The organism is Litoreibacter ascidiaceicola (genome assembly GCF_900129235.1).
GTDB lineage: Bacteria > Pseudomonadota > Alphaproteobacteria > Rhodobacterales > Rhodobacteraceae > Litoreibacter > Litoreibacter ascidiaceicola.
On record NZ_FQUV01000003.1, the window covers coordinates 80,825 to 98,233 of the forward strand.

Below are 17,409 nucleotides of genomic sequence, written 5' to 3' on the forward strand. Positions count from 1 at the left end.
TTTTATTCGAACTCCATTTGCTCGAAAACGCGACCGGCATTCTTGGTTGCAAGCTCTTCGAACGTATCGAGATTGGTATAGGGTGACTGGTCGACATAATACGCCTCCGCAAGACCCCCGCCGTTCTCGATCAATTCACCGACTTCACCACGCAAATATTCCAGATAGCCTTTGGTATAGCGGCGCACTTGATCCATGTTGGTGGGGTGGCCATGACCCGGTATGACGTAGGTCGCGCCAAGGGGTTCGAATTCGGTGTCCCACGTCTCCAACCAGTCAGCGGTATATGTGTCCTCGAAAATGGGCAGCATCCGTTCGTGGAAGGCCATGTCACCGGCGATGACCAAGCTTTGCTCCGGCAGCCAAATCACGATATCGCCCGGACTGTGAGCAGGGCCAAGATAACGGGCTTCGATGTGGAAATTGCCCATGTCGACAATATATTCGTCTTCAAAGGTTACTGTGGGGCCTTGCACTTTTGTGCCTTCAGCCTTGTCGCGATTATACCGCTTCATACCATCTAGAATGGACCCGCCATATTCCTCGACCACATCGGCAGCTTCTTGGTGGGCGACCACGGGAACACCTTGTTCGGTCCAATAATTGTTACCGAGCACGGCATGTCCCTGTCCATTCTCGTTGAACACCAGTTTGACGGGTTGGTCGGTTATCGCGCGGATTTCGTCATGGAGCGCCTTGGCTAGCGAATAAGCAGCCCCACCGTTCACCACAACCACGCCATCGCCCGTAATGATAAAGCTCAGGTTGTTGTTATGGCCGGAGTTTTCGTAAGTCGGCGGAGCGGTGGCTCCGATGGCAGAAAAAACGCCGGGAATCACTTCGACGGGCATATCGTAGAGAAGGGAGTTTGGATATTTGTCCGCGATGTCTTCGCTTGCATGCGCCGCGCCTGAGCACGCAAAAACGGCGAGTAAAAGTGAATTCCTCATTACATGTCCTCGGTTATGAAGCGATATCCGGTGTCCTGACGTTCGACTTGCCCGATACCACCATTCGGAAGATGGAAGCCGAGTAAGGTGATCTTGTCATGAGACAGCTTGTCGAGCAGGCGTGCTCGGGTAACAGCGCCCAAGTCCGGATCCTGATCGGATCCGCTTGGCCAGTCTGGCCGGGCGAATGCGATGTGATGGTTGCCAATAGCGTCCCCACCGATAAGGAGCGCTTCGCTCCCCGAGCGGACTTCGAACGACATATGGCCGGGTGTGTGGCCAAAACTGGCATGCGCCATGATGCCGGGCAAAACCTCTTCACCGTCGCCGAAAAATGTCATGCGGTCTTCGATCGCTTCAAGCCTGCGCGCAGCTCCCACCGCGAAGGACGCGCGGGCCTCTCCGATGGTGTTAACGGTCTCGGGGTCGGTCCAGTAATCCCATTCAGTTTGCCCCATCATGTGTTCGGCTTCTGTGAACACAGGGTCATCAAAATCGTCAAGAACGCCCCAAAGGTGATCGGGGTGGCCATGTGTGAATACCAGATTCGTTATATCATCCGGCGTGACACCGATCGCATCGAGGCTATCAATCAAGGCACCCGCAGACGGCATGAACCCGTCACCAGAGCCTGCATCGAATAAAACCACACGGTCGTCGTAGCGTAGGAGGGTGACGTTGCAAGGTGGCTCGACTTGGTTCTTTGAGATGTTCAGGGGGGTGATGATGCTATCGACTTCCTCCTTTGGAAGCCCGTCAAAGTACATTGCGCCGGGCAAAACCAGATTGCCATCACTAACGCTTAGAATTTCCATGTCTCCGATTCTGGCTGACGTGGATGCCAAGGAAGTGCGAGGAAGTCCGCATGCGACAACTCCTCCGAGTCCGGCAATAAGTAGTCTGCGGTTAATATCCATCGGGCGCTCCACATCCATTCCGTTTGCTGAATATGAGCGCGCTAGAGGGAGTATTGCAAGGCTTAACCGCTACGAAGGGTTCCACAGCATTCTTCCGCTACGCGCGCAGCTTCGAACTGGGTGAGGAAAACTTGCCCGGTCAATTCGTCGAGGAAGTGGGATTTCTCAAGCCGGTCCATAACTGGACCCTTCACTTCGGAGAGGTGCAGCTTTACGTCCATTTCATCGAGACGTTTGTTGATCGCCTCCAAGGACTCCAGCGCGCTGAAGTCGATTTCATTGATCGCCGAACATTGCAGGATCACATGCCGAATGTCCGGATCACCCGCGACCCGGTTTTGAATGCTGTCTTCTAGAAAGCGTGCGTTTGCAAAGTACAGGCTTTCGTCAACGCGTAACGTAACCACTTTGGGATGGGTTTTGACACTGTGCCTTAACACATTGCGGAAGTGCTCGGTTCCGCGGACAAGACCGACCTCGGCTATATGGGGGCGCGAAGACTTGTAAAGGTGAAGCAGTATGGACAGGCCGACGCCTGCAGATACGCCTGCTTCAACACCAAGAGTTAAAGTGAGCAAGATAGTGATAAGTACTGCGGCGAAATCAGCCTTTGAATAGGCCCAGCTTCGCTTGAGGATGCTGAAATCAACCAAGCTTAACACGGCGACAATGATTGTTGCTGCGAGCGTTGCTTTGGGAAGAAAGAAGATAAGCGGGGTCAGCGCGACTGCCGCAATCGCTAGACCGACAGCTGTGAAGGCCCCGGCCGCAGGGGTTTCAGCACCTGCATCGAAGTTCACGACGGATCGTGAAAAGCCGCCAGTTACCGGAAAGCCACCAGTAAGTGAAGCGGCCACGTTCGCGGCACCAAGACCGATCAATTCCTGGTCGGGATCAATGCGTTGGCGCTTTTTCGCGGCAAGCGTCTGAGCTACGGAAATGGATTCAACAAATCCGATGATGGAGATCAGAAATGCGGGCAACAACAATTGCCGGATAAGCTCGGGTGAGAACGCAGGGAAAGTGAGTGGTGGAAGACTTTGCGGCACTTCACCCACGATTTTCACACCCTGCTTATCAAGACCGAAGACCCAAACTGCTAAGGTCGTTAAAACCACAACCAGCACCGGGCCAGCTTTGGTCGCGGCATCAGCGAGGGCCGGACTTACTCCAGCGCGTCTTAGCGTCGGCTTGAGACCTTTTCGAACCCAGAACAAGAAACCTGTGGCCAATACACCGATGAGCAATGTGATCCAGTTTGTATCCGGCAGGTGCTTAAACAAGGACATAACCAAATCAAGTAGGTTGTGACCTTCGGCGTTAATACCAAGAATGTGTTTCAATTGGCTGGCGGCGATTATGATGCCGGATGCGGTAATGAACCCGGCGATGACCGGGTGTGACAGGAAGTTTGCGATGAACCCTAGGCGGAACAGCCCCATGCCAAGCAAGATAAGCCCTGACAGGCCCGCAAGTAACAGAGCGGCAGCGGCGTAGCCCGCCGTTCCCTGCTCAACGATATTCCCGAGCGCGGCTGCGGTCATGAGTGAAACGACGGCCACCGGTCCCACCGCCAAGGCGCGGCTTGTCCCAAAGATCGCGTATAGAATGATAGGCGCGATGGAGGCGTAAAGCCCTGCCTCGGGTGGTAACCCTGCTAGCAAGGCGTAGGCCAAGGACTGAGGGATCAGCATTATTGTGACGATCAACGCCGCAAGCAGATCGTTTGAAAGGATCGTGCGGTCATATTCGCGCGCCCAAGTTAGGGCAGGAACATATTGGCTAAATCGATTTTGCATTGGCTGCCAGTCGGGTAATTGCCGCCACCGGTCGCGTGGTGGGGGCGTCATGTCTAGTTCGCAGTGACTTTTTCAGGCTTGGCCATCCATTCCCGACCGCGCAGCATAGCTTTCCAATAGATCGGAGGAAGCATCTTTTCTTTCAGGAACCACGCAGCTCGGGAAGGTTTGGTGCCATCAATAAAAATCTTCGGGAAACTCGGTAGCATAGTGCCGCCATACCCGAACTCTGCTAGAATGATCTTTCCGCGCTCGACAGTCAGCGGGCAGGACCCATAGCCGTTATATTGCGCGACCGGTGCTCGCCCCTCAATGTCGGCAATAAGGTTCTCTGCTACGATCGGAGCCTGAATGCGTGCGGCCGCAGCGGTTTTTGCATTTGGAGCGTTCATCACGTCGCCCAGCGACCAGACATTGTCATAAGTTTTGTGCCGTAATGTGGCCTGATCCACGTCGACCCAACCGGCGTCATCAGCAAGAGGGGAGACGCGGATGAAGTCAGGAGCAACTTGAGGCGGGCATACATGCATCATATCGAATTCCATTTCGATACGCTCGACAGGAGTCTCCGGTTTTGACACATCGAACCACGCTTTCTTTGCCGCGCCATCTACCGCTACAAGATTGTGGAAGAAGTTGAGCGATGCGTCGTACTTCTTCACGTACTTTTCCAACGCTGGAACATAGTCTTTTACCCCGAACAGCACGCCACCGGCATTGTTGAACTGGATGTCGATGTCTTTTAGCACGCCTCGGCGAAACCATGCGTCGCCGGATAGGTACATTGCCTTCTGCGGTGCGCCTGCACATTTGATTGGCATCGGGGGCTGCGTAAAGATCGCGCGGCCTTCGTTCATTTGCTGAACAAGCTCCCAAGTATAAGGGGCGAGGTCGTAGCGGTAGTTGGACGTGACGCCATTTTTCCCCAAAGTCTCGACCAGACCTTCGACACGGTTCCAATCAAGCTTGAGGCCAGGGCAAACGATCAGGCGCTCGTATTTCACGACACGACAACCATCAAGAATGACGGCGTTGTCCTGCGGCTCAAACGCGGCCACGGCGGCCTTGATCCAATGAACGCCGCGTGGGATCAGAGACCCCATTGTTTTCGCAGTGTCTGGCGCATCAAAAATGCCGCCGCCAACCATTGTCCAACCAGGTTGGTAATAGTGGATGTCGGCAGGGTCGATGATTGCGATGTTCAGGTCCGGCTTGCGGGATCGAAGGCTGGAAGCGGCGGCGATACCCGCCGCACCAGCACCTACGATCACCACATCATATGTAGCGTCTGCGCGGTCAGTCGGGGTTTTCCCGCCATTGACGATACGGCGCACAACTCCGCCCATATCATAACCTGCAGATTTTGTTGCCGCCAGAATATCCGCGACGCTGAGAACATCCGCTTTGGCCAATGACCACAAAGTAGCCGAGCGTGTGCCGGAGCGGCAATACGCGAGCGTTGGTCCGGGCAGTTCGCTCAGAGCTTTGTCGAATGCCTGCGCATCGTCATCGCTGACTTTGCCGGATATGATTGGGATATAACGGGCTTCCAAGCCTAACTTGGCAGCCGCTGCGGAAACTTCTTCAAAGGAGGGTTGGTCAGCTCCCTCACCATCGGGACGATTGCAGATGATCGAGCGGAAGCCGTAGTCCTTTATCGATTGAATCTCTTCTGGTGTGATTTGTGGGCTGACCGATACGCCTGCCGTCAGTGCTTTGATATCCATAGGGAAGCCCGTTCTATTTGTTGTTGCTCAAAGCTTGTTTACAGGGACTTTGAGCATTGGATTGCCGTCCTTGTCGGTCGGCACTTCACCGGCGCGCATATTCACTTGAAGGGAAGGGATAATCAGCTTTGGCATGTCGAGCTGTGCATCGCGTTCTGTGCGAAACTTGATGAATTCTTCTCGTGATTTGCCACCGCCAACATGGATGTTGTCGGCTTTTTGCTCAGCCACCGTGGTTTCCCATTCGATGGCGCGGCCATTCGGCCCATAGTCGTGACACATGAACAGGCGCATTTCATCGGGCAAAGACAGGACCTTCTGGATGCTGTCATAAAGCTCGCCAGCGTCTCCGCCGGGGAAATCCGCACGCGCAGAGCCACCGTCAGGCATGAATAACGTGTCACCTGCGAAAGCAGCATCCCCCATCACATGCACCATACAAGCTGGCGTATGGCCTGGGGTGAACATTGCAAAGCCTTGCATGCTGCCCACCATGTAGGTGTCACCATCTTTGAACAGCGCATCGAATTGAGACCCGTCGCGTTGGAATTCAGTGCCTTCGTTGAAAACCTTTCCGAAGGTTTCCTGCACAATCATGATCTTTTCGCCGACACCAATCTTGCCGCCAAGTTTGCTTTGAATGTAGGGCGCGGCACTCAGGTGGTCTGCATGGACATGAGTCTCAATGATCCAGTCCAAGGTAAGGCCTTGCGAAGTGATTTCTTCAATCAGCTTATCGGCATGGTCATATGTAATTCGACCGGCGGCGTAGTCGATATCCATCACGCTGTCGATAATCGCACAATGTGTGCTGGAAGGATCCCGAACGATATAGCTGATCGTGTTTGTGGCCTCGTCGAAATGAGCCGATACGACTGGCGTGACGTTCATGTTCACAGGGTAGGTCATGAGGTGTCTCCTTAGATTAGCGCTTAGGCTGCGGCTGCACGTGAAGCAGCAAACCGCTGCAATGCCTTCGCGGCGAAGATGCCAGCGAGTAGAGCTACGGTAAAAATGATTACTTCTGAGCGACCTGTCCCAAGTGCAGGCAGCGCGCCGCCGGGGCAGAAACCAGCGATCCCCCAGCCAACCCCGAACAGCGCTGAGCCACCGATTAGCGGTAGATCAAGATCGCTTCTTGTCGGGAGCTTGAAAGAAGTCTCAAATGTCGGAGCCGGACGGCGTAGGACAAACCGATATCCGATGAATGTGACGATCAACGCTCCACCCATCACAAATATCAGGCTAGGGTCCCAAGTGCCCGCGATGTCGAAAAAATTGAGAACTTTGGCAGGGTTTGCCATGCCGGATATCGAGATGCCGATACCGAAGATCAGACCGCTGATGTAACTTGCAATCAGGCGCATTTCTCAGGCTCCCAAAACATGGCGTACAATGTAAACAGTGATGCCGGTCATCACCATGAATGTGACGGTAGCTGCAATGGAGCGAGGCGATAGCCGTGCCATTCCGCAGACTCCATGGCCGGATGTACATCCGGATCCAAAGGTCACGCCGATGCCTACAATGAAGCCTCCGACCGCCAACATTGTAGTTGAAACGGGAACCTGAATCTCCGGCATTTGTCCCGTTGTCAGCATTACCACGACGGGTCCGGAAACCATTCCGAGGAGTATAGCGGCCCGCCAGCTGAAGTCGGCGGCGCTGGAAGGTGAGAGCAAACCAGCCAGAATGCCAGTCGCCCCCATGATACGGCCAAGAGTGGCCATAAGCAAAATGGAGGCGGCACCAATTAGGATGCCGCCGCCAAGGGATTGCCAAGGGGTAAATACTGTATCCACAGTTATGCCTTGCAGGTCTTGATGCCGAAGATCGAGTAAAGCGGGCACGTGCGGGCTAACGACGTGACCAGCATTACGACACCAGCAATCACCGCGATGACGGTGACGATTGTGGAATTGAAGAGGGCCATGCCGCTAACGAATGGTGCGGCGAGCAAAACGACGCCCAAAACGAAGCGAAACACGCGATCGATGTTGCCAACATTTGTAGTCATTGGTCAGACTCCTGTATTTATCTATGATCGTGTTAACGGCTTGTGACCGTGCTAACAGTGACAATGTCACATAGACGCGAATAACTCAGTCTCTCGCTGCAAGTTTTTCGAGCTGCGCCCGGTCCAGAATTTTTACCGTACCGCGAGATTGCTCTACCCATGCTCGACGCTGGAACTCTTGCAGCTGTCGCGAGATGACCTCGCGCGCGGTACCCAGTTCAACCGATAGCTTTTGGTGCGTTGTCGATATTTGATCTCTGCCTTTCGACAGCTCAATCAATTTGTGAGCGAGCCGGACGTCCATGCGTTGAAACGCGACCTCATCAATCATCAGGAAGAGGTCGGTTATGCGCTTGGAAAAAGCCGCAAAGACGAAGTTGCGAAATGATGGTGATTGAGCGACCAGATCATCAAAAACCTGACGCGGGACGGCGGCTGCTCTGACCGCGGACTCCGCGATGCCTTCCGCCGAATAGTCGTCATATGCGAGCAAACATGCGGTCGTTAAAACGCAGCTTTCGCCTGCATTAATGCGGTAGAGGACGATTTCGTGACCGGTCTCGGATACCTGCTGCACTCTTACTGTGCCACTCAGTAAGAATAGCATGTTTTCGGGTGACTTTCCGGGGCCGAAAATCACGGTCGTTTCAGGCATGCTGACTACGGTGCTACGTTGCAGAAGCAGCTTCTTGGTCGTCGGTTCAAGCCTTGAAAGACCCGGGAAGCGCTCGACCCATTCGGTATCTATTTCCTCCGGGTTCATCGCGTTTCCTTAATATTTTTCAGTGTGATAATCAGCCCTTCGCGCCTTGGCCACGGGCATATATATCTTCATAGCGGATGATATCATCTTCGCCCAGATAGCTGCCTGTTTGAACTTCGATCAAGACCATCGGCACGTCGCCCGGGTTTTCCATCCGATGAATAGCACCTAAGGGAATGTATACAGATTGGTTTTCCTCGACGAGTTGAACCAGCTTGTCGATGGTCACTTTGGCAATCCCTTCAACCACGATCCAATGCTCTGCGCGGTGCTTATGACTTTGTAAAGATAGCACCGCACCCGGATTCACGACGATGCGCTTTACTTGAAAACGACTTCCGGTTCCGAGGCTTTCGAACCACCCCCATGGACGGTAGTCACGAGGTAAGGTTTCCGCCTGCGGAGCATCATCGGCTTTGAGCGCTGCGACAGCATTTTTGACGTCCTGAGCGCGATCTTTGTGGGCGACCAACACGGCGTCTGGCATCGCCACTGCAATGATATCCTTAAGACCGATACCTATCAGAGCTTGTTTGCTGTCTTCCGCCCGCAGCAAGGTGTTTTCGCACTCGATTGCAGTTGCAGGGCCGTTGGTCACAACTCCGGTCGCATCAGGCCCGGATTCGCGCCACACCGCGTCCCAACCTCCAAGGTCGGACCATGCGCCGCCAAAAGGGATTACACTAAGGTTGTCGGCTTTTTCCATTACAGCATAGTCGATAGACTCGCTTTCCAGATTATTCCAAGGCGCTTCAGCAAGCCGTGTGAAGCCAATATCACTCTGTGCATTGGAGACGGCCGAGCGAACTCCGGCGAGCATTTTCGGTGCATGTGCTTCGAAGGCCGCAATCAACGTGGTGGTTGAAAACAAGAAAATTCCAGCGTTCCAGAGATGCTGACCGTCGTGCAACATCGCTTCGGCGGTTGCTAAATTCGGCTTCTCGACGAAGGCTTTGAGCGGCTGTACAATAGGATCAAAGTCGCCAGATGGTGTGGACGTCAACTCCAACCACCCGTATCCGGTTTCTGGACGGTCGGGCCGAATTCCAAACGTCACCAAATCCCCGTCAATCGCGGCGGGAACGGCAGCTTGCACAACGTCCCTGAAGCGCTTGGCATCTGGAATAACGTGGTCCGAGGGCGCAACAAGCATCAGCGCACCCGGTGTTATGGCATCCAGCGTCAGTGCACCTGCAAGGATAGCAGGAGCGGTATTGCGCCCCTCCGGTTCGATAATAATGGCCTGCGGGGAATGACCTACATCTGCAAGTTGTTCTTTGACGATGAACCGGAAATCGGCGCCGGTCACAACCATTGGCGCTGCAAACCCGTCGCCGGCCAAGCGAATTGCCGAAGATTGAAAGAGACTTTGTGCCCCGGTCAACTGAGCGAATTGTTTGGGATAGCTTTTGCGGGACAGTGGCCAAAGCCGAGTGCCAGACCCTCCGCAAAGAAGAAGCGGGTGAACAACCTGAGCCATTAGACTGTCACCTCTGCAAGGGCTTCCACTGCGTCGCGAATTGGGAAATGATGATTTCCAATAAACAGCCCGTTTTGGTCTAGGTAATTGGCGTTTTTCAAATCGCCATGCACCTCATAGTTGAAATATTTCAGAACTTCGTTCTTGGCAAAATTGCCCGTTACAATTGGCCGGCACTCAAAGCCCGCACTTGTAAGGGCAGCGATGGCCTGTTTTCGCGTGATATTTGCGCTTTCTCTTACGATCAAGCTAAAGCCGAACCAACTGCTTTCTCCGATCTCTTTTTGGATAGAGAAAACAGGATGATCGAGCATCTTGTCCTGAAAGACTGCTGCATTTTTGCGGCGGCCTTCGATTAGACCGGGAAGCTTCCGAAGCTGGGCTTGCCCCAAGGCCCCAGACATTTCTAAGGGGCGGAGGTTGTAACCCGGCAAAACAAACTTGAACGATTCTTCAAACGGGTCATCGCTTTTGGTGCCGGTTAGAGTGTTCTCTTTGGGAAGATTGCGTGTCCAGCCATGGGCGCGCAAGGAAAGCATAATATGGTACAACGCCTCGTCGTCAGTGACCACCAATCCGCCCTCCATGGTCGAAATATGGTGTGAAAAGAAGGACGAGTAGCTGCCCATCACCCCGAAGGTTCCGGCTTGCTTGCCTCCCAGGGTTGCCCCCATGGACTCGCAATTGTCCTCGATCATGACGATACCACGCCCTGCGGTGATCTCTTCAAGGCGATGGAAGTCGTTGGGATTCCCTAACAAATTTACAACCATAAGGGCGCGGGTCCTATCGGTGATGGCATCCGCGAGCGCATCAAGGTCGTAGTTTAAGGTCTCGGCATCAATATCGACGAATTTCAGTTTCAATCCATATTGTTGGAGCGGGAAGTAGGTGGTGCTCCACGACACTGCCGGCACGATGATTTCATCGCCAGCGCTAAGCTTCAAATCAGGGTTCTGGCTATAGAACAGCGCGGCAACCATCAGCAGGTTTGCCGACGAGCCGGAGTTGACCATAACCGCGTATTTCGACCCGAAGTGCGCTGCAAACTGCTTTTCAAAAGTCGCAACTTCGTCACCCATGGAGAAGCGATCAGATGCTATGACACGTTGGAGAGCGTCCTGCTCATCTTGATCCCACGAGGAAGTTGCCAAAGGATATTTGAAACTCATGAGGTGTGGTTCTCCAGAAAAAAGGTGTAGGTTTTGGCAATGCCATCAGCAAGCGATGTAGATGCCCGCCAGCCCCAACTGTCGGCACGTTCAGTTGAACAGAGCTTTTGTTTCATCCCAACAGGTTTGGACAGATCATGGGTAAACGTGCCGCCCCAATCGAGAACGTTTGCAACAGTTTGGTAATAGTCGTTAATCGAGTGATCAAAGCCTAACCCTGTATTCATGAGGTCCGGGAGCGTTTCCATTTCTTCCGAGGCCTTCAGGATGGCTAGAGCAAGATCACCCGCATACATGAACTCCCTCCGCGCGGTCCCATCTCCCCAGATTTCCACCTCGTTGACGCCGTTGTTCTTGGCGTCATGCACTTTACGGATGATCGCAGGAAGAAGGTGTGACTTTTCGGGGTGGAAGTTGTCGTAAGGCCCGTAGAGATTGCAGGGGATCAGTGTCTTATATTGGAGTTCCGGCCTTTGCTTGCGAATGTATTCACACAGCCGCAGTGCCGCAATTTTTGCGATCGCGTAGCCCTCGTTGGTGGGTTCCAATTCGCCGGTCAGAACCATATCTTCGCAGAGCGGATTTTCGGCTCCTCGCGGGTAGATGCAGGTTGAGGCAAGGTTTAATAGCTCGGGAACATTGGCCTCATAAGCTCCCATGATCAGATTTCGACCAATGGCGAGGTTTTTATCCAGAAACCCAACCGGATCGGCCATGTTGGCTTGAATGCCTCCGACCTTGCCCGCCGCGTGGATAATCAAATCCGGTTTCGTGTCTTGAATATAGACCCGCACATCGTCGGCGTTGGTTAGGTCCAATTGGCGGCTTGTCGGATGATCAATCCGCAAATCACCCGCTGCTTCAAGCAGGTTGCGACCGACCATGCCACCGCCACCTGTAAGCAGGATGCGTTTCTGATGGAGTGGAGCCACTAAGCTTTCTGCCCGGCCTCATGGGCCTTCATGACAACCGCTCGTCGTGCTTCTTTAAGATCTTCTTCCACCATTTCGGCACACATTTTTTGTACCGAGATTTCAGGTGTCCATCCAAGTTCGCGTTTAGCTTTGGCAGGGTCGCCAAGAAGAGTTTCGACTTCTGCAGGGCGGAAGTAGCGAGGATCAATTCGCAGCACGACATCTCCAACCTTTAGACCTGGCGCTTTGTCACCCTCAATCGCGGCAATAGACGCTGTTTCATCAATGCCTTCACCTTCAAAGCAAAGCTTTAGTCCAAGATGCTCGGCTGACCAGATAATGAATTGGCGAACCGAATACTGCTTGCCCGTTGCGATTACAAAATCATCCGGCTTGTCCTGCTGCAACATCATCCATTGCATGCGAACATAGTCTTTCGCGTGTCCCCAATCTCGCAACGCATCGATATTGCCCATGTAGAGGCAGTCTTCCAACCCTTGGGCGATATTCGCCAATCCGCGGGTGATCTTGCGCGTCACGAAAGTTTCTCCGCGTCGCGGGCTTTCGTGGTTAAACAAGATACCGTTACAAGCATACATTCCGTAGGCTTCACGATAATTTACCGTGATCCAATACGCATACATCTTGGCTACAGCATAGGGGCTGCGAGGATGGAAAGGTGTTGTCTCGGTTTGCGGGGTTTCTTGGACCAAACCGTATAGCTCCGAGGTCGACGCCTGATAGAACTTGGTCTTCTTTTCCAAGCCCAAAAACCGAATTGCTTCCAGCAGACGTAGCGTGCCCATGGCATCCACATCCGCTGTGTATTCAGGTGCCTCAAAACTGACTGCGACGTGGGATTGAGCACCGAGATTATACACCTCGTCAGGTCTAACCTCCGAGATTATGCGCGTCAGGTTCGAGCTGTCCGTCAGGTCGCCGTAGTGCAAAATAAACTTGGCATTATCGATATGCGGGTCTTGGTAGATGTGATCGACACGTTGAGTGTTAAACGAAGAGGCGCGCCGCTTGATGCCATGAACCTCATAACCCTTTTCGAGCAAAAACTCCGCTAAATAGGAGCCGTCCTGTCCGGTGACGCCGGTGATGAGGGCTTTTCTCACGATGCTATTCCCAATGCCTGTTGCAGGTTAGGTCTTGCCATAGTGGCGCGGTGAAATCCAGCGATGTCGGTTCATTTCTGCCGCAATGAAAAGGCCATGAATGGCTCAGTTGAGCATTCAGGGCTAACCGCAGGAACCGGCTTCATGATTGAAGGTCTATCTTCATGTGTCGAACAGCAGAGCGGAAGCACGCAGTTAGACATTACCCCGAGCAGCACTGCCCAGCCAACAGGATTCGCAGAAAAATTGAGAATGGTATCCATACATCGTTGTGCCACTTTCCTCTGATGCTGCGGCGTGGCAGGGTGATGCAAATGCAGTCAAGGGGACCAAGATGAATTGCGTATTCGTCCAGATAAGATGCAAGCCGGGGCAGGGCTATAAAGTTGCGGAAGAAATCGTTCTTAGGGAGTTCCATTCCGAGCTGTATTCGACGTCAGGCGCATTTGACCTGTTGCTCAAGATATACGTGCCGGAAGGTGATGATGTTGGCCAGTTCATCAACGACAACCTGCTAAGTATTGCAGGGATAGAGCGCACGTTGACCACATTGACCTTCAAAGCTTTCTAGTCAAATCGTCAAAGAGTGCCTGTTAGACGGGGTCTGATAGGTATCAAGATCCTTGGCCATTAGTCGCGATAGCGCGGGTTCTGACAAAATTAGGGCGTCAGGGCTAAGTGTGCACACATCTGCATAATTTCTGTGCAGCTCTGCAGCCATGCTCTCCACCTTGGATTGCTTCACTCCAGCGCGCTGCGCGATTGAGGAGAAATCGATAGCAAAGCGACACATGAGATCTTCGATCAACTGAGACCGCAATTTGTCATCGGATGTCATAACGTGACCGCTGGTCGTGGCTAATCGTCCTGCGGTTATCGCTGTGGCGTAGTCACTCGTGGCCGAGGCGTTTTGTGTATAGCCATCTGGGAAACTCGAGATCGAGGAGGCGCCGATGCCGATTGTCACTTCGGCCTGATCATCGGTGTATCCTTGAAAGTTACGACGTAGTATTCCGTTCAGTGACGCATTTAGCAAGCCGTCACCGGGGCGGGCAAAGTGGTCAATTCCTACAGCGTCATAACCGGCAGCCCCAATGAGCTGGGAGGCCATGTGGAACAGCGCGTAGCGGGTCGGTCCATCGGGCAAATGATCCTCTGGAATAAGGACCTGACGTTTTGCGGCCCAAGGAACATGCGCATACCCGTATAATGCAAGCCTGTTCGGCGATAAATCCAACGCCTTGGCAACTGTGTCGGTCAAGCTGTCGGCGGTTTGGAATGGCAGCCCGTAAAGGATGTCGAGATCAAGGTGCTTCACTCCGACATCTCTCAACGCCCCGGCTACACATTTGGTGTCCTCAAAGCTCTGGGCGCGGCCAATGGCGGATTGAACATGCGGGTCAAAATCTTGAATTCCTATGCTGGCGCGTGTCAGGCCAGCCGCGCCCAACGCTATAATCTTCTCGGCATCGAGCAGGTTTGGATCGACCTCAACCGAAAATTCTGGGCCATCTGAAAGGGAAAAGTTCTTGTCAATTTCATCTGCCAGCTCGCGAATCATCGCAGCCGGTAGGATCGTAGGCGTTCCACCACCCCAATGAATCTTATTTAATCGAACACCGGCGGGCAGGCTATTGGCAACCATCGCAAGTTCGGATTTGAGCATATCCAAGTAGCCACGCAAAGGAGCATCCGTCTTGGTGCCTTGGGTTCGATAGGCGCAGAACCAGCACAAACTGCGGCAGAATGGTATATGCACGTATAGCGAGACTTTTGCGCCTTCAGGCACTTGTTCTAGCCAGCTTGCCATCTTAGCGGGGCCGACATCGGCGTTGAAATGCTGCGCAGTTGGATAGCTGGCATATCGCGGCGCGCGGGATGTAAACAGGCCGTAGCGGCGAAGAGTTTCGTGCTGTGTCATACTGACCTAAATGATCTGATAATGGTCAGCAAACCTTGATCCTGATCAAGTTCTCAATCATGTAAGACAGCATGACCCAAATAGACCTGAGCCCTAAGACCTGCGCCAACTGTCCTATCCGGCCGAGAGCTATCTGCTCTCGCTGTACGGCTGACGAACTGATGGAGCTGGACAAGATCAAGTTTTACAAGACCTATCCGGCCGGGGCTTCCGTTGTGCTAATGGGTGATCCCATGACTTTTGTCGCGTCAGTGGTGTCAGGCGTGGCGACTCTGTCGCGTTCGATGATTGACGGGCGCATGCAGATGGTAGGGCTATTGCTGCCGTCGGACTTCATTGGCCGCCCGGGGCGCGACAAGGCTTCTTATGACGTTACTGCCGTGTCAGAACTCACGCTTTGCCACTTCCATAAGAAACCTTTCGAAAAAGTAACGCATGCGACTCCACACGTTCAGGAACGACTGGTCGAAATCGCGCTCGATGAACTGGATGCTGCGCGTGAATGGATGTTGCTTCTTGGACGCAAAACCGCGCGCGAGAAGATCGCAAGTTTCCTGCTCATTTGTGCGCGTCGGCTGGGTCGAAAAGAAGGCGAGAGCCTCCATCTGGAACTTCCACTTACCCGAGACGCCATGTCGGACTATTTAGGTCTGACTATTGAAACGGTGAGCCGTCAAATGGCAGCGCTGAAGCGCGACGGAGTGTTGCTCTTAGAGGGCACGCGTAAAGTGAAGATTCCGGACTTTAGCCGCCTGCTTGATGAAGCCGGTGATGACAGCGATGGCGCCACTCTTTCCTGAGCAGCGGATTTCTTCGGAATTTTTTGTTTAATTGCGGATGTGCGGTGGCGTAGGCCCGCATTGCTGGCATAAACATGTTTCAGTTGGGCCGCTTTATGAAGCCTTTGACATATATCAAGGTTCAACTCCCTATAATTCGGCATTTCCTGCCATGCCGAGGTAGGGGGGATTCTCTTTGCGAGCGGTCAGGAATGAACGGAACGGGTGAAAAATGCTTAATTATATCAAGCTAATACTGCTAGGAGGCGTCATATTGTTTGCCGCTCTTGCAGCAAACTGGGCGCATGACTTGGCTTACCAAGTACACGCACTTTTGATTCTTGTGGTTGGGATTGTCATGTTTGTTTGGGTGCTTCGGCATACAGATGAGCCTGTAGCTGTCTCAGCCGGAGAGGCAGCGGGCTATATGGATGGTCCAGTGCGCTACGGGATCGTCGCAACGGCCTTTTGGGGTGTTACGGGGTTCCTGGTCGGCACGTTCATTGCTTTCCAACTCGCATTTCCCGTTCTGAATTTTGACTGGGCCCAGCCATATGCCAACTTTGGGCGCCTTCGCCCCTTGCATACCTCTGCGGTAATCTTCGCGTTTGGTGGCAATGGCCTGATCGCTACGTCGTTTTACATCGTGCAGCGCACGTCGGCGCAGCGGCTTTGGGGTGGCAACCTCGCTTGGTTCGTCTTCTGGGGCTACAACCTGTTCATCGTACTGGCGGCAACGGGCTACCTTCTGGGTTCCACGCAGTCGAAAGAATACGCTGAGCCTGAATGGTATGTAGACATTTGGCTTACCATCGTGTGGGTCGCCTATCTGGCGGTGTTCCTTGGCACGATCTTGACCCGAAAAGAGCGCCACATCTACGTGGCCAACTGGTTCTTCCTATCTTTCATCGTGACGATCGCGATGCTGCATTTAGTTAACAACCTGTCGATCCCGGTTTCCATCTGGGGATCTAAATCGGTTCAGGTGTTCTCGGGTGTGCAAGATGCCATGACGCAGTGGTGGTACGGTCACAACGCCGTTGGGTTCTTCCTGACTGCGGGCTTCCTCGGCATGATGTACTACTTCGTGCCAAAGCAGGCAGGTCGTCCGGTTTATTCTTACAAGCTGTCGATTATCCACTTCTGGGCGCTGATCTTCCTTTATATCTGGGCCGGCCCTCACCACCTGCATTACACAGCTCTGCCTGACTGGGCGTCGACGCTGGGTATGGTGTTCTCGATCGTCCTGTGGATGCCGTCTTGGGGTGGCATGATCAACGGTCTGATGACGCTGCAAGGCGCTTGGGATAAACTTCGCACGGACCCGATTATCCGTTTGATGGTGGCCTCGCTCGCTTTTTACGGCATGTCGACCTTCGAAGGCCCAATGATGTCGATCCGCGCAGTGAACTCGCTGTCGCACTATACGGATTGGACCATCGGTCACGTGCACTCTGGCGCACTTGGCTGGAACGGTATGATCACATTTGCAGCGATCTATTTCCTGACACCAAAACTTTGGGGACGTGAGAAGATGTATTCAATCTCGGCCATCAACACACACTTCTGGTTGGCGACCATCGGTATCGTGCTCTACGCATCGTCGATGTGGGTCAGCGGTATTATGGAAGGCCTTATGTGGCGTGAAGTCGATAGCCAAGGCTTCCTGGTGAACAGCTTCGCAGACACAGTGTCCGCCAAGTATCCGATGTATGTGGTTCGCGGACTGGGTGGGGTTTTGTATCTCGCCGGGGGGCTGATCATGGTCTGGAATATGTGGATGACCATTCGCGGAGGCGCTTCGGTGAAGGCCCCTGTTGGCGTGGCTGCGGAATAAGGAGCGGAC

The 17,409-nt window shown here is 53.5% G+C and carries 17 protein-coding genes; 3 read left to right on the plus strand and 14 right to left on the minus strand.

From position 1 onward, the window contains the following. Positions 1-2: 2 nt before the first annotated feature. The 13 genes from BUB72_RS06435 to gmd form a co-directional block, all read right to left on the minus strand. Complete coding sequence (locus BUB72_RS06435) at positions 3-950, minus strand: MBL fold metallo-hydrolase (RefSeq protein ID WP_073141923.1); 948 nt, start codon at positions 948-950, stop codon at positions 3-5. Further along, positions 950-1,765, minus strand: a complete 816-nt coding sequence (locus tag BUB72_RS06440; protein ID WP_342742149.1) for an MBL fold metallo-hydrolase — start codon at positions 1,763-1,765, stop codon at positions 950-952. The genes BUB72_RS06435 and BUB72_RS06440 overlap by 1 nt, the downstream gene beginning before the upstream one ends. Before the next feature lie 164 nt (positions 1,766-1,929). Beyond that, positions 1,930-3,666: a SulP family inorganic anion transporter gene (locus BUB72_RS06445; protein WP_073141925.1), complete on the minus strand. Its 1,737-nt coding sequence runs from the start codon at positions 3,664-3,666 to the stop codon at positions 1,930-1,932. 53 nt (positions 3,667-3,719) lie between these two features. Continuing rightward, positions 3,720-5,393, minus strand: a complete 1,674-nt coding sequence (locus BUB72_RS06450; RefSeq protein WP_073141928.1) for a bifunctional protein tyrosine phosphatase family protein/NAD(P)/FAD-dependent oxidoreductase — start codon at positions 5,391-5,393, stop codon at positions 3,720-3,722. Between the two features lie 27 nt (positions 5,394-5,420). After that, complete coding sequence (locus BUB72_RS06455; RefSeq protein ID WP_073141930.1) at positions 5,421-6,302, minus strand: MBL fold metallo-hydrolase; 882 nt, start codon at positions 6,300-6,302, stop codon at positions 5,421-5,423. 23 nt (positions 6,303-6,325) lie between these two features. Beyond that, on the minus strand, positions 6,326-6,760 hold the full coding sequence (locus tag BUB72_RS06460; RefSeq protein WP_073141932.1) for a DUF6691 family protein: 435 nt from the start codon (positions 6,758-6,760) through the stop codon (positions 6,326-6,328). 3 nt (positions 6,761-6,763) lie between these two features. Next, on the minus strand, positions 6,764-7,195 hold the full coding sequence (locus BUB72_RS06465) for a YeeE/YedE family protein (protein WP_073141935.1): 432 nt from the start codon (positions 7,193-7,195) through the stop codon (positions 6,764-6,766). A 2-nt stretch (positions 7,196-7,197) separates the two neighbouring features. Continuing rightward, positions 7,198-7,410, minus strand: coding sequence for a YgaP family membrane protein (locus BUB72_RS06470; RefSeq protein WP_073141937.1), 213 nt, complete (start codon positions 7,408-7,410; stop codon positions 7,198-7,200). Positions 7,411-7,495: 85 nt separating this feature from the next. Then, complete coding sequence (locus tag BUB72_RS06475) at positions 7,496-8,173, minus strand: Crp/Fnr family transcriptional regulator (RefSeq protein WP_073141940.1); 678 nt, start codon at positions 8,171-8,173, stop codon at positions 7,496-7,498. Positions 8,174-8,204: 31 nt separating this feature from the next. Further along, positions 8,205-9,653 carry a mannose-1-phosphate guanylyltransferase/mannose-6-phosphate isomerase gene (locus tag BUB72_RS06480; RefSeq protein ID WP_073141942.1) on the minus strand — a complete coding sequence of 483 codons (1,449 nt, stop codon included), beginning with the start codon at positions 9,651-9,653 and terminating at the stop codon, positions 8,205-8,207. Next, positions 9,653-10,825 carry a DegT/DnrJ/EryC1/StrS family aminotransferase gene (locus tag BUB72_RS06485; RefSeq protein WP_073141945.1) on the minus strand — a complete coding sequence of 391 codons (1,173 nt, stop codon included), beginning with the start codon at positions 10,823-10,825 and terminating at the stop codon, positions 9,653-9,655. Before BUB72_RS06485 ends, BUB72_RS06480 begins: the two co-directional genes overlap by 1 nt. After that, positions 10,822-11,757: a GDP-L-fucose synthase family protein gene (locus BUB72_RS06490; protein ID WP_245814758.1), complete on the minus strand. Its 936-nt coding sequence runs from the start codon at positions 11,755-11,757 to the stop codon at positions 10,822-10,824. Before BUB72_RS06490 ends, BUB72_RS06485 begins: the two co-directional genes overlap by 4 nt. Beyond that, positions 11,757-12,863: a GDP-mannose 4,6-dehydratase gene (gene gmd / locus BUB72_RS06495; RefSeq protein ID WP_073141948.1), complete on the minus strand. Its 1,107-nt coding sequence runs from the start codon at positions 12,861-12,863 to the stop codon at positions 11,757-11,759. The genes BUB72_RS06490 and gmd overlap by 1 nt, the downstream gene beginning before the upstream one ends. A gap of 334 nt (positions 12,864-13,197) precedes the next feature. Between gmd and BUB72_RS06500 the strand changes: the two genes are divergently transcribed. Continuing rightward, positions 13,198-13,434 carry an Lrp/AsnC ligand binding domain-containing protein gene (locus BUB72_RS06500; protein WP_073141950.1) on the plus strand — a complete coding sequence of 79 codons (237 nt, stop codon included), beginning with the start codon at positions 13,198-13,200 and terminating at the stop codon, positions 13,432-13,434. Here the strand turns inward: BUB72_RS06500 and hemN are convergent, their stop codons facing one another. Beyond that, on the minus strand, positions 13,435-14,784 hold the full coding sequence (gene hemN / locus BUB72_RS06505) for an oxygen-independent coproporphyrinogen III oxidase (protein WP_073141952.1): 1,350 nt from the start codon (positions 14,782-14,784) through the stop codon (positions 13,435-13,437). Between the two features lie 71 nt (positions 14,785-14,855). Here hemN and fnrL point away from each other — a divergent pair, with 71 nt between their 5' ends. Beyond that, positions 14,856-15,584 (plus strand): transcriptional regulator FnrL, encoded by a 729-nt coding sequence (gene fnrL, locus BUB72_RS06510; protein WP_073141954.1) that lies wholly within the window; start codon positions 14,856-14,858, stop codon positions 15,582-15,584. Positions 15,585-15,795: 211 nt separating this feature from the next. After that, positions 15,796-17,400 carry a cytochrome-c oxidase, cbb3-type subunit I gene (ccoN, locus tag BUB72_RS06515; protein ID WP_073141956.1) on the plus strand — a complete coding sequence of 535 codons (1,605 nt, stop codon included), beginning with the start codon at positions 15,796-15,798 and terminating at the stop codon, positions 17,398-17,400. Positions 17,401-17,409 lie beyond the last annotated feature (9 nt).

Bases quoted from the DNA above. Each gene is read 5' to 3' on its own strand.
- BUB72_RS06435 (WP_073141923.1), bottom strand. From the start codon at position 950: ATGAGGAATTCACTTTTACTCGCCGTTTTTGCGTGCTCAGGCGCGGCG.
- BUB72_RS06440 (WP_342742149.1), bottom strand. From the start codon at position 1,765: ATGGAAATTCTAAGCGTTAGTGATGGCAATCTGGTTTTGCCCGGCGCA.
- BUB72_RS06445 (WP_073141925.1), bottom strand. From the start codon at position 3,666: ATGCAAAATCGATTTAGCCAATATGTTCCTGCCCTAACTTGGGCGCGC.
- BUB72_RS06450 (WP_073141928.1), bottom strand. From the start codon at position 5,393: ATGGATATCAAAGCACTGACGGCAGGCGTATCGGTCAGCCCACAAATC.
- BUB72_RS06455 (WP_073141930.1), bottom strand. From the start codon at position 6,302: ATGACCTACCCTGTGAACATGAACGTCACGCCAGTCGTATCGGCTCAT.
- BUB72_RS06460 (WP_073141932.1), bottom strand. From the start codon at position 6,760: ATGCGCCTGATTGCAAGTTACATCAGCGGTCTGATCTTCGGTATCGGC.
- BUB72_RS06470 (WP_073141937.1), bottom strand. From the start codon at position 7,410: ATGACTACAAATGTTGGCAACATCGATCGCGTGTTTCGCTTCGTTTTG.
- BUB72_RS06475 (WP_073141940.1), bottom strand. From the start codon at position 8,173: ATGAACCCGGAGGAAATAGATACCGAATGGGTCGAGCGCTTCCCGGGT.
- BUB72_RS06480 (WP_073141942.1), bottom strand. From the start codon at position 9,653: ATGGCTCAGGTTGTTCACCCGCTTCTTCTTTGCGGAGGGTCTGGCACT.
- BUB72_RS06485 (WP_073141945.1), bottom strand. From the start codon at position 10,825: ATGAGTTTCAAATATCCTTTGGCAACTTCCTCGTGGGATCAAGATGAG.
- BUB72_RS06500 (WP_073141950.1), top strand. From the start codon at position 13,198: ATGAATTGCGTATTCGTCCAGATAAGATGCAAGCCGGGGCAGGGCTAT.
- hemN (WP_073141952.1), bottom strand. From the start codon at position 14,784: ATGACACAGCACGAAACTCTTCGCCGCTACGGCCTGTTTACATCCCGC.
- fnrL (WP_073141954.1), top strand. From the start codon at position 14,856: ATGACCCAAATAGACCTGAGCCCTAAGACCTGCGCCAACTGTCCTATC.
- ccoN (WP_073141956.1), top strand. From the start codon at position 15,796: ATGCTTAATTATATCAAGCTAATACTGCTAGGAGGCGTCATATTGTTT.